The organism is Prevotella sp. P5-108, assembly GCF_002251385.1.
In the GTDB taxonomy this organism is placed as follows: Bacteria; Bacteroidota; Bacteroidia; order Bacteroidales; family Bacteroidaceae; genus Prevotella.
Map to the genome: position 1 here is coordinate 27,684 of NZ_NPJJ01000032.1, position 13,290 is coordinate 40,973.

Consider the following 13,290-nt stretch of genomic DNA (forward strand, 5'->3'; position numbering starts at 1 on the left):
GATTATTTGTTTTTTCACGCGATTTCTACTATTTTTGCATTATATTTATATATTATAATAGGTATATCACACATAAATATGAATAGTTTTATAAAACAAGTATTGGCTACGGTAGTGGGCATTATGCTTTTCTTCCTCATTACCGGCGTTATTGCCACTATGAGCTTGGTGGGAATGATTGCATCAAGCGAAGCGACAAAGAATGTAAAGGAAAACTCTGTCCTGGTCATCAATCTCTCTGGCGTGATGAAAGAACGCAGCCAAGATAATGTCCTCAACAAGCTGACAAGAAATGCCACCAGCAATCCTGGTCTGGAGAACACCTTAGCCGCCATTAAGAAAGCCAAAGACAACAAAGATGTCAAAGGCATTTATCTGGAAGCCGGCTTGTTCAGCACCGACTTTGCCTCGCTCCAGGAACTTCGACAGGCTCTGGCCGATTTCCGCAAAAGCGGTAAGTGGATTGTTGCTTATGGCGAAACCTATACACAAGGTACATATTATCTGGCATCGGTTGCCAACAAAGTATATCTCAATCCCCAAGGCAGTCTGGACTGGCATGGCATCGCTGCCGAGCCTATGTTTGTCAAAGACCTGCTTGCCAAGTTTGGCATCAAGATGCAGGTGGTAAAGGTAGGCAAATACAAGAGTGCCACAGAAATGTACACCGAAGACAAGATGAGCGATTCCAACCGCGAACAAGTCAAGAGATATATCGATGGCCTCTGGGGCAATATGTGCAAGGCGGTGTCAACGAGCAGAAGTATAAGCGTGGACAAGCTCAATGAATACGCAGACAACATGTTGCTCTTTGATGACCAGAAAACACTGATTAACCGCAAGCTCATCGACGGCCTGCTCTATACTGACCAAGTGAAGGGCGTAGTCAAGAGCATGCTGAAGATAGACAGCGACGAGTCTATCAACCAGATTTCCGTTGCGGATATGGGCAATGTCAAGGAATCTTCTACCGATGGAGAAGAGATTGCCGTTTATTATGCCTACGGCAACATTGTCAACACCCCACTTGAGGCATCAGGAGGCCTGTTGGGCAACGACGACTACATCATAGCCACCGACGTGTGCAAAGACCTGCAGAAACTTGCCGACGACGAAGATGTCAAAGCCGTTGTATTGCGCATCAACTCTGGAGGCGGCAGCGCTTATGCCTCTGAGCAGATGTGGCACCAGATAGAGATGCTCAAGAAGAAGAAACCAGTAGTAGTATCTATGGGTGGAATGGCCGCATCGGGTGGCTACTACATGAGCTGCAACGCCAACTGGATTGTGGCTGAGCCGACCACACTCACCGGAAGTATCGGAATCTTTGGCGTCATCCCAGACCGAAGCCAACTGCTTACGCAGAAGTTGGGCATAAAGTTTGACGAGGTAAAGACCAACAAGAACTCCACATTCGGCAGCAGCGCCCGCCCGATGAATGCAGACGAGCAGGCCATACTGCAGAGTTATATCAATCGCGGCTATTCCCTCTTCCTCAAACGCGTAGCCGACGGCAGAAAGATGAAGGTCGAGCAAGTGAATGAGATTGCACAGGGCCATGTCTATCTCGGTCAGGATGCCATAGGTCTGAAACTGGTAGACGAATTGGGCGGAATAGACCAAGCCATTGCCAAAGCTGCAAAGCTCGCCAAACTGGACCAATACTATACAAGCAGTTATCCCGGCGAGCCCGACTTCCTTGCGGCTCTGCTTACCGACGTACAGGAAGGCAACTATCTTGACGAGCAGATGCGTGCTGGACTTGGCGAATACTATGAGCCATTCAAGCTCCTCAAGAGCCTGAACAAGATGGATGTCATCCAAGCCCGTATGCCCTTTTACATGAATCTGAGATAACAATGAGAACCGAAGGAGATTTTATCAAAATCAACGAATGGCTTTCACCGCTAAGCTGGCTCTACGGCTTAGGGGTGAAATTCCGCAATCTGCTGTTTGATACCGGCGTATTGAAATCACAGTCGTTTAACACGCCGGTTATCTCCGTAGGCAATATCACCGTAGGCGGTTCCGGTAAGACACCACATGTGGAATACTTGATAAGTCTGCTGCAAGACTACGTGCCCGTCACCGTATTGTCACGTGGATACAAGCGCAAGACCAAAGGCTACCAACTGGCCAACGCCCACTCTACCATGAGTGACATCGGCGACGAACCGTATCAGATGAAGATGAAGTTTGACTCTATACACATTGCTGTAGATGCCAAACGCACACGAGGAATAGCACATATCATCAACGACAAGGAGACACGCGACACCGGAGCCATCCTTCTTGACGATGCCTACCAGCACCGCTATGTGAAGCCGGGCATCAACATTCTGTTGGTCGACTACCACCGACTCATCATCTACGACCGTCTGCTTCCTGCAGGCCGACTCAGAGAGCCAGCCACCGAGAAGAAGAGAGCAGACATCGTGATTGTCACCAAATGTCCGAAGGACCTGAAGCCAATGGAGTACAGGGTACTGACCAAGGCTATGAATCTGTTCCCATTCCAGGAACTCTACTTCACCACCATCGACTATGACAACCTGAAGGGAATATACAACGGCAAAAGCCTAAGCCTGAAGGAGATAGCCAACAAGAAGATTGTCTTGCTCACAGGCATTGCATCTCCCAAACAGATTGTCACAGACCTGTCTCCGCTCTGCAACAGCATAATCCCTATTACCTTCGGCGACCACCACGCCTTCACAGACAAGGATATCGAGTATATCAACCAGCGCTATCAGGAGGTAGACGGCGACAAGGTGATTGTAACCACCGAGAAGGATGCGACCCGCCTGACAGAGATAGAGGGACTCAGCGAGGAAATCAAGTCGAATATCTATGCACTCCCTATCCATGTCACTTTTATGCTCGGACAAGGAGAGAAATTCAACCATAAGATTCTGAGTTACGTACGCAAGAACTCCCGTAATGCCAAGTTGCTCAAGGCCAAAAACGAGCAGCCTGCCAAAAACAGCAGCAAGCCCGTCAACAAGCCACGGACCATAAGTTTTAAGAACAATTGATTCGCGTACGCAATGCCACTTCCCGGCACAGGACTACTATAACTAATGATTAAACGTTCATAAACAATAATGACTGATATTTCAAAACTGGGTGAGTTTGGACTTATCGACAGACTCACCAAAGACATCAAGCCCAAAAACGATTCAACAATCTACGGTGTAGGCGACGACTGCGCCGTACTCAATTATCCCGACACCAGAGTACTGACCACAACAGACATGCTGATGGAAGGCGTCCATTTTGACCTGACCTACATCACCATGCAGCAGTTAGGCTACAAGGCTGCCATGGTCAACCTCAGCGATGTCTTTGCCATGAATGGCAGTCCGCGACAGCTGCTGGTCAGTATGGCAGTAGACAAGCGTTTCGATGTAGAAAGCATCGACGACTTCTACACCGGCCTCAGACAAGCCTGCGACAAGTGGAATGTAGATATCATAGGTGGAGACACCACCTCTTCGCGCACCGGTCTTGCCATAAGCATCACCTGCATCGGCGAAGCACAGGAAAAGGACATCGTCTATCGCAACGGGGCTTCAGAGACCGACATCATCTGCGTGAGTGGTGACCTGGGGGCCGCCTATATGGGTTTGCAGCTGCTTGAGCGCGAGAAGAACATCTTCTACGAGCAATACGATGCTCTGTCACAGAAGGTAAAGAAAGCCGAAAAGAGCGGTGACAAAGATGCGCTGAAAGCCCTCAGCAGCGAGGAAGAGGCGCTACGCATGTATCAGCCCGATTTTGCCGGCAAAGAATACATCATTGACCGACAGTTGCGCCCCGAAGCCCGCGGTGACATCATGGCCCAACTGCACGAAGCCAACATACACCCCACGGCGATGATGGATATCTCCGACGGACTAAGCAGCGAGATACTGCACATCTGCAACCAGAGCCATTGCGGGTGTCGTATCTATGAGAACAAGATACCTATCGACTACCAGACTGCAGTCATGGCTGAAGAACTGAATATGAACGTGACGACCTGCGCGCTCAATGGTGGCGAAGACTACGAACTGTTGTTCACTGTTCCCATTGGCGACCACGAGAAGCTGAATGGAATGGACAACATCAAGCAGATAGGCTACATTACTAAAGAAAGCCTGGGAAAAATGCTCATTACAAGAGATGGAAATGAGTTTGAACTTACAGCCCAGGGGTGGAACCCGCTTAAACATTAATTCACATTTAAGCCCTATAACGCCGTTTTTCACACAACAACTGTTAACAAAGTGAAATTCGGCATTATTTTCTTAGGCATTATGCTTGTAGTTCCAGAAAATGTTGTACCTTTGCACACGCAAACAAGAAACAACGATGGTGCCATAGCTCAGTTGGTAGAGCAAAGGACTGAAAATCCTTGTGTCCCCGGTTCGATTCCTGGTGGTACCACGAAAGAAAGCAGTTAAGTTTTACTTAACTGCTTTCTTCTTTTTTCCCGTTACCAGACTCACCATATATTATAGTGCCACACTTAGTGTCTTCATAAGAAAGGAGCACACACTACCAGCCCAGGAGTATTTGACCCCAGGAGGCCGTTTGGACTTTGCCTTTTTCTAGAATTAAGACTGGGCATGCAGATGGTAGCCCGCTTATCTGGCGCAGTCATTGCTATCAGTCAGGAGTTCATCCCTACCGACTTTCTAAGCCCCTTCAGTGCCGCCGTGACCATCATTGGCGGCTCGTATCGGACGATACTCACATCCGCATCGAACGCCACGCACATCCGTACCGTCCGATACGTGCATCCGTTTCGGACGGTACGCGTCGGCCAAGTCACCGACCATGCCTCCAGAACAGCTCATCCTAACACTGTTGGTCGAATACATGAAATGCGTCACTTATGAACTCGAAGTCACTATCCCTCTCTACAGAAACCAAAAAAGGGATAAGCCATTCTGTTACGGCCTATCCCTTGGATATAATCATCATCCTTGATGCTATTCTGTCTTCAATTGCGCGTCCTTGTTGCTACGATACTTGGCAAAGTACTGGTCGATTACGGCACGTTCCTCGGGAGTGACCGTACCCAGACGACGCATGATGCCATAATAACAGTTGCGCACCTGCTCACTTATCTGCTGACGGCTGTGTGTGCCAATAGAGTCACCCTGATAGGGACGATATATGCTCTCCAGCCTGGCCGCGATAACCTGCTTGACACTATCAACATTGCAGCCCGATGGCACGACGGCAGACAGCGTATCGACTTCGGCTACCTGCTTGGCGGTATCTGCCGCTACCGTGTCGGGCAAGATATAGGAGGTGGCCTCTTCGGGCGTTTCATCCGAACCGAAGCTGATGCCACTCTGGGCGATATAGACGATAGCCCCCACTATCACTGCGGCACCTGCCACCAACGCTGCCCACTTGAGACCTCGAGAGAAATCTACCGACGGACGACTGTCAAGGGCCGTTGCCACGTCTTCGGCATACATATATCTGTCTGTTCTGCCCAGACTGCAACACTTGGCAATAACCGGCGCAAAGTTGTCGGGCAATGTCATCTGCCGCAACACCAGTCCCAATGAGTAGATGTCCGACCGGGTGTCTACCGCCACGGTCTCGTCTTTCTGCTCAGGAGCCTGAAAACGGGTAGATGTAAACGGGGCCTGAATTTCATCGGCAAACGGAGGACGCAGGTCTAACAGTTTGACATTGTCGCCCTGCTTCGTAATAAGGATGTTCGACGGCTTCAGATTGCGGTGGACCATAAAGCGCTGATGGATGCTCTGTAGTGCATCTATCAGTTGTCGCGCCACCCGCTCTTGTTCCTCTTCCGCATGTTGTTCTGCCAAATAATCGGTTATGGAGCGCCCTTCTATATACTCTTCCACGATGCACCGCCCCAAACGGGCGTCATCTATCAGTTCATAATAGACGGGAAGATAGGTACTGTGCAACTTGGCCACAGCCTCATACTCTTTCTTGAGCAAGGCTACATACTGGCGGCGCTCGACATATTCCTCCTTTAAGGTCTTGGCAATATATGTTTTGTCATCTATGGTAAAACGAAGTAAACGGAAGATTCCCTTTGAGGGTATCTCAACATATTTTATATTAGATAAATCAAATTTGCTCATGCTACCAAATTCTAAATACGTTATCTATGGCTACAAATTTACGAAATGTTTTAGAGATAAGCCCCATTTTGTTTTGTATTTTTTTATATTATTCCTAATTTTGCCGTATGATATTCTATTTTTCAGGCACAGGCAATACAAAATGGGCCGCAAAGCATGTTGCTGCACGCTTAAACGAAGAGTTGAAGTTCATCCCCGATGAACTTTCTACCGACATGACCTACACCGTCAATCCGGGTGAAAGCATAGGTTTTATCATTCCTGTCCACGGATGGCGTCCGCCGCTATTGGTGCGACGCTTCCTATCCCAATGCCAGTTCATTCATACCGACAAAGTATATACCTATATTATATATACAGCTGGCGACAGCATCGGCAAGGCTGTCGAGATATTCGAAAACGACCTGAAGCATCACGGGCTGACTGTCGATGCCGCACTCTCGCTCATCATGCCCGAATCGTATGTGGGTCTGCCATTCATGGATGTAGATAAGGTAGAAAAAGAAAAGGCCAAGAAACAGAAAGCAGCCGAAGAGTTGGAAGTCTTTGTCAGCGATGTCATCCTCCCCAAGAAGCAGGACATACGGAAAGTCATCAAAGGTCCCGTGCCGTCATTCTTCAGTGGGCCTATAGGCAGTTTCTTTGTCAATCGCCTGATAACCGACAAGCGTTTCCACGTAGAAGCAGACCGTTGCCTACAGTGCGGAATGTGTGCATCCGTATGCCCGGTCAATGATATCGAAGGCGGAAAAGGCAAGATGCCCTCATGGAAACACAATGGCCAATGTCTTACCTGTTTCTCCTGCTATCACCACTGCCCTACCCACGCTATCGAATTTGGTCGGCAGACACAGAAAAAGGGACAATACTATTACGACAAGAACAAGTAAGTCAGAGGTATTTCTTGAATGAAATGCCAATGCGCCTGGGAATAAGAAACATGATGTCTACGGGTGCCAACGGCAAGAACCCGAGACAATGGCGCATGGCCATCCATGCCGTCTCGATGCTTTTGCGCAGACTGGCTGTCTTGTTCTCACGGCCATACTTGCCGAAAGTACCACCAGCCATTACCTCACGCATAATCTGCCGCCCCCACCGGCTGTCGGCCTTTGTGAGCGGGAATGGAAAACTGTCGCGCGGTAACCCTATGCTGTCGACCATCAATGCGCCGACAGCCCTGAAGCCACGATAATAACCAATCTGCCGAAGGCGGGCGGCAAGTAGGTCTACATCATAATTACCCTTATTCCTATCCAGCATCAGGGCCAAATCGCAGATTTGCCGCAAGCCTACCCCTTCGACCAGCAGATGGTTGAACAGGTGTTTGAAAACGACCAGAATATCCATAACTGCCGACAACGTATGGACATCGACACCATTTATCGGCAATGTATGGGGCGATGCAGCCTCGTCGGCTATCCATCGGTCAAAACGATGCTGATGACCGGCAAAGCCAAATGTCTCTATACGATGATGAAGTTCGAAGCGGGTCTTCTGATACGAGAATTCTGCATGCTTGTCCAACTGGTCGTCCACTACTGGAACGTTCAACTTGTCTGCCATCAAGCGTTTGGCTGACTCATAATGAGACAAAGGCACATAGAAATCAATGTCGCCCGTACTGCGCAGACTGACCTGAGGATAATAGCGTGCTGCAATTTGACCCTTGAAAACCAGATAAGGTATCTGCGCCTCTGAGAGGATTTGGCCTATCATTGCCACATGAGCATCTCTGGTGGCAGCGTGGCGCTTATGCCCCATGAGGATAGACATAATCTCCATCGCCCCCTCGTCATTGGTACGCACATTATTGGAAAGCAAGGCCTGAGCTACGAGTGCCGACACGGCCTGTTGCCGCGAAGCCCGAAAAACGGGGCTCAGCAGTTCTTCATCATAAGAGACCGGCAGTTCTTCGTTATGCCACAGAGCACTTCGCACAAGCCTCAACAGTTCTTTATGTATCAGTTTTTCTTCCATACGCGGTCTTATCTTTTGAGAAATGCCATAAACTGTGGGACTTTCCACATCATCTTCATCACCTTCATAACTTTTCCCGACAAGTGAAACGACTGGTAGATGGCCGTATCTTCACGCCACATCTGGCGCCGGCGCGAACTGTCGGTCGACAATCCGCCCATATCCATCTTTACGATATAGCGGCGAAGATAAACCGTACGAATACGATTGACATAAAGATTGCGGAACAACCAATCGGTATCAGCAGCAATCTGATAATGTTCGTTGTAGGCACCATAGCGGGCAAAAACATCGCTACGCACATAACAAGTGGGATGCAACGGCAGCCATCCCGCGCGCAACTTCCACCGCCTATTGGTTCCGCTTATCCAGTTGCGTATCACTCTGTCGCCTCTGACAAACAAGCCATCACCATAAACCATATCGGCAGCCGAAACGGCCATCGCCTCGGCCACTTGCGAAATGACAGTGCTGTCATAGAGTACATCATCTGAATGGAGCAGTCCTATGACATCGCCCGTAGCCAGGCGCAACCCTTTGTTAATGGCCTCGTACATGCCGTGGTCGGGCTCGCTAATCAGGTGGGAAATATGGTCTCTATACCGGTTGATGACATCGAGTGTACCATCGGTAGAGCCTCCATCGACCACGATATACTCGATGTCGGCATAATCCTGACGGATTATGCTCTCTATCGCCCTGCCTATAGTGTGGACGCGATTGAGACAAGTGGTTAAGATGGTAACTTTCATCCTGACGACTATGGATAGGTTTATACTTTCAATTTGGATATGGATATGCGCTTGATTTCTTCCTCAATGGCTTTGGGGTCATTGCCGCAACGCTTCTTGACCTCATAGACTTTGGCATCGGCAAGAGTACGATACCACCATCCTTGCAGAAAATGCCAGAGAAATCCCTCCTTGCCATCGAGGAAACCCAATCGGAAGAAATAACGATAAACAAACAGGGCAAAAGCACGCCAGAACAATGGGAGACGGGCGTATTTGAGTTTCTTGGCACGCACACCGGCTGAATGGGTGCCAATATTAAGAATCTGTTGGGGGCTATGCTTCTGACACTCTATGGTCAGCAGTTCGATGGCTTCGCGCGTGGCATACCAGTTGTGCTTGGCCGTCCACTCGGTAAGCGTCATCAGGCTGGCATTGTAGAAGGGATATGTCATATCGGCCGTCGTACCCTCCGTGAGATAGATATGTTCGTCCATCAGCTTGTCCTCTATTCTCGCCTTGCCATACCTGAACAGGCGCAACAGTACCAACGGAATGATGCCATGATTGATTTCACGGCCCATGAAATTATAGAGACATCTCAAGGTATAGCCATTGACTCCCGAAGGGGTGGCAGGCAATCGGCGTTCTATCTCGTCTATCAGCTTGTCAGTGAGATATTCGTCGGCATCCAATCGCAAGACCCACTCGGTAGTAATAGGAAGATTGTCCAACGCCCACTGAAACTGCTTGGCGTGAGACTGAAACTCATGCCTCACGGCTACCGCTCCCATCTGCGTGGCCAGTTCTACCGTGCGGTCGGTACTATAACTGTCAACAACATACACCGTACGGGCAAACTTCTGGGCATTCTGCATTACCCTTGCGATATGCCGCTCTTCGTTGAGCGTAAGGATGATTACGGATATATCTTGCATAGAGTCAGTTGTTTAATACACGTTTCTTGATAAATCGGGCAGGATTGCCACCTACTACGGTCCATGCCTCGACATCTCTGAACACACAGGCCCGAGCTCCCACTACGGCACCCTCGCCAATGGTCACCCCTTTACCGATAAAACACCCCGCAGCCACCCACACGGAATGTTCAATCCTGATGGGGGCGGTTATCAATGGATTGGTCGATTGGCTAATGTCATGGGATGCGGTAAAGAGTTGGCTTCCCTGGGATATCACGACATTGTCGGCGATGGTCACCACATCCTTATTATATATCTCGACACGAGGGGCCAGACAGCTGTGGTCTCCGACCTGCAGATTCCATGGCGCCCAGATTTTGCACGATGGATAGATGTCGGCCGTAGACGACACGCGCGCACCAAAAAGCCTCAACAGCCAAATGCGCAACAGATTGAAGCAAGGCAAAGCCAAGCATCTGAACAAAGTCATATTGACCAATCGCCACAGAAGCTGTTTCTTGTGGTGGGGCTTAACCTCACTGTAATGTGAGAGATCTACATGCTTTATTTCTTCCATCTTCTTCATTGATTATCATTCTCAATATACCCGTAACGGTAAGCCAAATCCGGATATTGCATCATCTTATAGATATAATAAATACAAGCAAAATAGAGAACAAACTGGAATCTCATCGAAGATATGGGCGAGAACAGGCTATCCCATATCAATCCGATTAGGCTGCTGGTTAGCACAAAACTGAATATGCTCTGGCGACGCAAGGCAATGACGCCACATCGGATGAAGAATGCGATAATCAGGACAGACAGCAGCATGGCCAAGACACCATTGTATACGCCATAACCCACTATGACCGAGTGGGTAGGTATGACATCTATATTCAGCTTGCGCTTATCTATGCGGGCGCCCTGTATCTCCAGCAACATCGTGTTATAGTACATTCCCGGGTCACGCGCCCATGCACCCCATCCCACCCAAGGAGAGTCGGCAAAGGCATTGAGTCCTACGAAGGGCTCGGTACGTCCTATCTTGAGCAACTCCAGCACATTGTATGGATTGTCCATCTTGGCTATCTGCGTGTGAGCATTGCCTCCATATATCTTGCCCGACAACACGCTGTCAACATACATCTTGTAGGAATAGGCACCAACAGCAAGGACCAAAGCGGCTCCCACAAATACCTTCTTCTTGTTCCACCTTATGCGCTCGTACAGAAACAGGGGGATCAAGCCACTGACAAGGAGTATAAGTCCATTGCCTCGCGCGCCAAGCACGATGGAAATCGCTCCGAGGGCGATAAACACGATTGACGCCTTAAGGTTTTTGAATCCCAACCAAACCGACAGCAGGACAGCAGCGCTGTTGATGAGTGGGCTTATCTTGAACTTGAAATAAGCCATGGCTATTCCCTCGCCAGACTTGACATCCTGAAAATCAACATCCATCTCTCCAAGTCCGAAGAAATCGTTGACTCTGAAAAACAAGATATTAGCTATCAACGTGCCCACCAGGAAGAAGACTATGTTGGACCTATTCTTGAAAAACAAGCCCAAGACAAACAAGAACTTCAGATAACACATCGCCGTGACGGCCACTCCCCTGGCAGCATTCTGCAAAGAGTTGTCCACAAGTGTCTCGCTGACAATCTGGACAACCAACAAGGCTGCGAAACACTTGGAGAGTCTCATTATCTCGGCATCATGCTGGAAGACACCTAATCCGCGGTTCTTCATCACATAAAGCCAGAAATAGAAAATCACAAAGATATCAAAGGCAGAGACGTTTCCAACGAATTCAAAACGAATCTGGTCGAGTATACAGAGGATGACTATGGAAACAAAATTCATCATCTCCCACCCTCCTTGTTATGGTTAAACCTGTCGGCAATCATTGCAAACAGCCTGCTACGCTCTTGCCTGTTGACACAGACCAACATAAAAAGCGCGGGGACCACCAGGGCAATAGCCAACACAACGGCTACAAGCCCAAGGAGCGAGTCGCCGACATACAGATGGATGACGCTGACAATGACATAAGACGCTGCTGTCAGCACAACTGCCCCCGTCAGTACCTTAGTGATATAATCGCGATAGCTCACACCCACCATCCGATGCAAGAAGAAGACGCGCACCATCTGGGTCATTCCAAAGACTATCGCCAAAACCAAATAGGCGCTTTGCGGAGCTGCTCCCATATACAACACTATTAGGGCAACGGGAAGCACCAAAAGCAGGGTTATGGCCTCTGCCACCTGATAGCGCTTCACGGTGCCTGTGGCTTGGATAGCAGTGTTGACTGGCGCGGCAAGTGCATTGACCAGTGTGGCCCAAAGCATCATCTGCAGCAAGGCCGAAGTGGTGGCGGGCACCTCCACCAACCATATTCCAAGCAGATAGTCGGGCATAATCAGAAATGGCAATGAAACCATCAGCATGATACCCACCGAGAGTTTGGAACTGTAATAGACCAGCTGGGCCATCGCTCCACGGTTCTCTTCTGCATAATACTTGGTAATCTGAGGCTTGGCAGCCATCATAAAGTTTGCACCAAAAGTGGAAAGTGAAGCATTGACCTGCTGGACGAGCGCATTGGCCGCATTGACGACAGGGCCGAAAAACAGATTGAAGAGTATGGGGATGCCCTGGGTATGCGCCACATAAGCAAAGGCTCCTGTGAGCGACCAACCGGAAAATCCCAACATCTCGACGAGCAGAGACTTATCCCTCGGCTCACGCGTCATCAATATAGAGAAATGCTTCTTGCAGAAATACCCGTAATACACGCGCACCCCGACCTGTATCAGACATAGCAATACGGCATAGGCTACGAGGCGGTCGCCGCCCCAAGCCAACAGGACAAAAGCCGTCGCAAGGACGGCTAACGACTGCACCACAGAGATATACGCAAAGACGACCATACGCTCGTATGAGATGATGAGCGCATTGTAAGGCAGGCTCAACACGTCGATGACAGCGGCAACTATCGTAAGTTGGCAGACAATATTGGCTGCCAACAATCTGCTCTCGGGGATATAAAGCACATAATTGACAAAAACGACACCGACAATCTCGCCCAACGCAAATATCAATAACGCCAGCAAAGCAAAGATATACCTGCTGGTAGCAAACACGCGGCGAAGCATCACGTCATCGCCCTTGCCCATATAAAAGTTGAGGAAACGCTGAGCGGCATTGACCAAAGAAGCATTGATGAAGACAAAGAATGTCACAACGCCTCCCACAACGCTGTAAATACCATAGTCGACCACGCCCAAAGCTTCAAGAATGAGTCGGCTGGAATATATTCCCACCGCAATAGTCAAAAACATACGCGCGCTCAATGCGAGTGTATTCTTAGCTATTCGTTGGTTGTTATGTAGGGTTGACTCAGTCATAATCAAGGCATGTTCATGCTTGTGCGACACAAGACAGGCACTTGCATAGATTGCTTGCACAATCCCAACCCCATCTATCTGTCGGCTATCGCATACAAAGGTACAATTTATAAATGACAAAAAATCA

The 13,290-nt window shown here is 49.1% G+C and carries 11 protein-coding genes and 1 tRNA gene; 5 read left to right on the top strand and 7 right to left on the bottom strand.

All coding sequences use genetic code 11. The features are described 5' to 3' along the window. The first annotated feature begins 78 nt into the window (after positions 1-78). From sppA to CIK95_RS05785, 4 genes are all read left to right on the top strand, one after another. On the top strand, positions 79-1,857 hold the full coding sequence (gene sppA / locus CIK95_RS05770) for a signal peptide peptidase SppA (RefSeq protein WP_022310166.1): 1,779 nt from the start codon (positions 79-81) through the stop codon (positions 1,855-1,857). Positions 1,858-1,859: 2 nt separating this feature from the next. Then, on the top strand, positions 1,860-3,035 hold the full coding sequence (lpxK, locus tag CIK95_RS05775; protein ID WP_094466509.1) for a tetraacyldisaccharide 4'-kinase: 1,176 nt from the start codon (positions 1,860-1,862) through the stop codon (positions 3,033-3,035). A gap of 69 nt (positions 3,036-3,104) precedes the next feature. After that, complete coding sequence (gene thiL / locus CIK95_RS05780) at positions 3,105-4,217, top strand: thiamine-phosphate kinase (protein WP_094466510.1); 1,113 nt, start codon at positions 3,105-3,107, stop codon at positions 4,215-4,217. A 138-nt stretch (positions 4,218-4,355) separates the two neighbouring features. Further along, positions 4,356-4,428 (top strand) — tRNA-Phe (locus CIK95_RS05785). Positions 4,429-4,976: 548 nt separating this feature from the next. Here CIK95_RS05785 and CIK95_RS05790 read toward each other — a convergent pair. Continuing rightward, positions 4,977-6,119 carry a protein kinase gene (locus tag CIK95_RS05790; RefSeq protein WP_094466511.1) on the bottom strand — a complete coding sequence of 381 codons (1,143 nt, stop codon included), beginning with the start codon at positions 6,117-6,119 and terminating at the stop codon, positions 4,977-4,979. A 107-nt stretch (positions 6,120-6,226) separates the two neighbouring features. Between CIK95_RS05790 and CIK95_RS05795 the strand changes: the two genes are divergently transcribed. Then, positions 6,227-7,009, top strand: a complete 783-nt coding sequence (locus CIK95_RS05795; protein WP_094386944.1) for an EFR1 family ferrodoxin — start codon at positions 6,227-6,229, stop codon at positions 7,007-7,009. A 1-nt stretch (position 7,010) separates the two neighbouring features. On the opposite strand, the gene CIK95_RS05800 is transcribed toward CIK95_RS05795, so the two are convergent. Genes CIK95_RS05800 through CIK95_RS05825 form a run of 6 tightly spaced genes read right to left on the bottom strand, consistent with a single transcriptional unit; the run spans position 7,011 to position 13,097 of the window. Then, complete coding sequence (locus CIK95_RS05800; RefSeq protein ID WP_094466512.1) at positions 7,011-8,099, bottom strand: nucleotidyltransferase family protein; 1,089 nt, start codon at positions 8,097-8,099, stop codon at positions 7,011-7,013. An 8-nt stretch (positions 8,100-8,107) separates the two neighbouring features. Next, on the bottom strand, positions 8,108-8,851 hold the full coding sequence (locus CIK95_RS05805; RefSeq protein WP_094466513.1) for a glycosyltransferase family 2 protein: 744 nt from the start codon (positions 8,849-8,851) through the stop codon (positions 8,108-8,110). A 20-nt stretch (positions 8,852-8,871) separates the two neighbouring features. Beyond that, complete coding sequence (locus CIK95_RS05810) at positions 8,872-9,768, bottom strand: glycosyltransferase family 2 protein (protein ID WP_094466514.1); 897 nt, start codon at positions 9,766-9,768, stop codon at positions 8,872-8,874. Between the two features lie 4 nt (positions 9,769-9,772). Then, complete coding sequence (locus CIK95_RS05815) at positions 9,773-10,327, bottom strand: putative colanic acid biosynthesis acetyltransferase (protein WP_094466534.1); 555 nt, start codon at positions 10,325-10,327, stop codon at positions 9,773-9,775. Between the two features lie 5 nt (positions 10,328-10,332). Continuing rightward, complete coding sequence (locus tag CIK95_RS05820) at positions 10,333-11,619, bottom strand: hypothetical protein (protein WP_094466515.1); 1,287 nt, start codon at positions 11,617-11,619, stop codon at positions 10,333-10,335. Beyond that, complete coding sequence (locus CIK95_RS05825) at positions 11,616-13,097, bottom strand: MATE family efflux transporter (protein WP_158215100.1); 1,482 nt, start codon at positions 13,095-13,097, stop codon at positions 11,616-11,618. The genes CIK95_RS05820 and CIK95_RS05825 overlap by 4 nt, the downstream gene beginning before the upstream one ends. Positions 13,098-13,290: the final 193 nt, after the last annotated feature.

Coding starts and splice junctions, on each gene's coding strand:
- sppA (WP_022310166.1), top strand. CDS start 79: ATGAATAGTTTTATAAAACAAGTATTGGCTACGGTAGTGGGCATTATG.
- lpxK (WP_094466509.1), top strand. CDS start 1,860: ATGAGAACCGAAGGAGATTTTATCAAAATCAACGAATGGCTTTCACCG.
- thiL (WP_094466510.1), top strand. CDS start 3,105: ATGACTGATATTTCAAAACTGGGTGAGTTTGGACTTATCGACAGACTC.
- CIK95_RS05790 (WP_094466511.1), bottom strand. CDS start 6,119: ATGAGCAAATTTGATTTATCTAATATAAAATATGTTGAGATACCCTCA.
- CIK95_RS05795 (WP_094386944.1), top strand. CDS start 6,227: ATGATATTCTATTTTTCAGGCACAGGCAATACAAAATGGGCCGCAAAG.
- CIK95_RS05800 (WP_094466512.1), bottom strand. CDS start 8,099: ATGGAAGAAAAACTGATACATAAAGAACTGTTGAGGCTTGTGCGAAGT.
- CIK95_RS05805 (WP_094466513.1), bottom strand. CDS start 8,851: ATGAAAGTTACCATCTTAACCACTTGTCTCAATCGCGTCCACACTATA.
- CIK95_RS05810 (WP_094466514.1), bottom strand. CDS start 9,768: ATGCAAGATATATCCGTAATCATCCTTACGCTCAACGAAGAGCGGCAT.
- CIK95_RS05815 (WP_094466534.1), bottom strand. CDS start 10,327: ATGGAAGAAATAAAGCATGTAGATCTCTCACATTACAGTGAGGTTAAG.
- CIK95_RS05820 (WP_094466515.1), bottom strand. CDS start 11,619: ATGATGAATTTTGTTTCCATAGTCATCCTCTGTATACTCGACCAGATT.
- CIK95_RS05825 (WP_158215100.1), bottom strand. CDS start 13,097: ATGTTTTTGACTATTGCGGTGGGAATATATTCCAGCCGACTCATTCTT.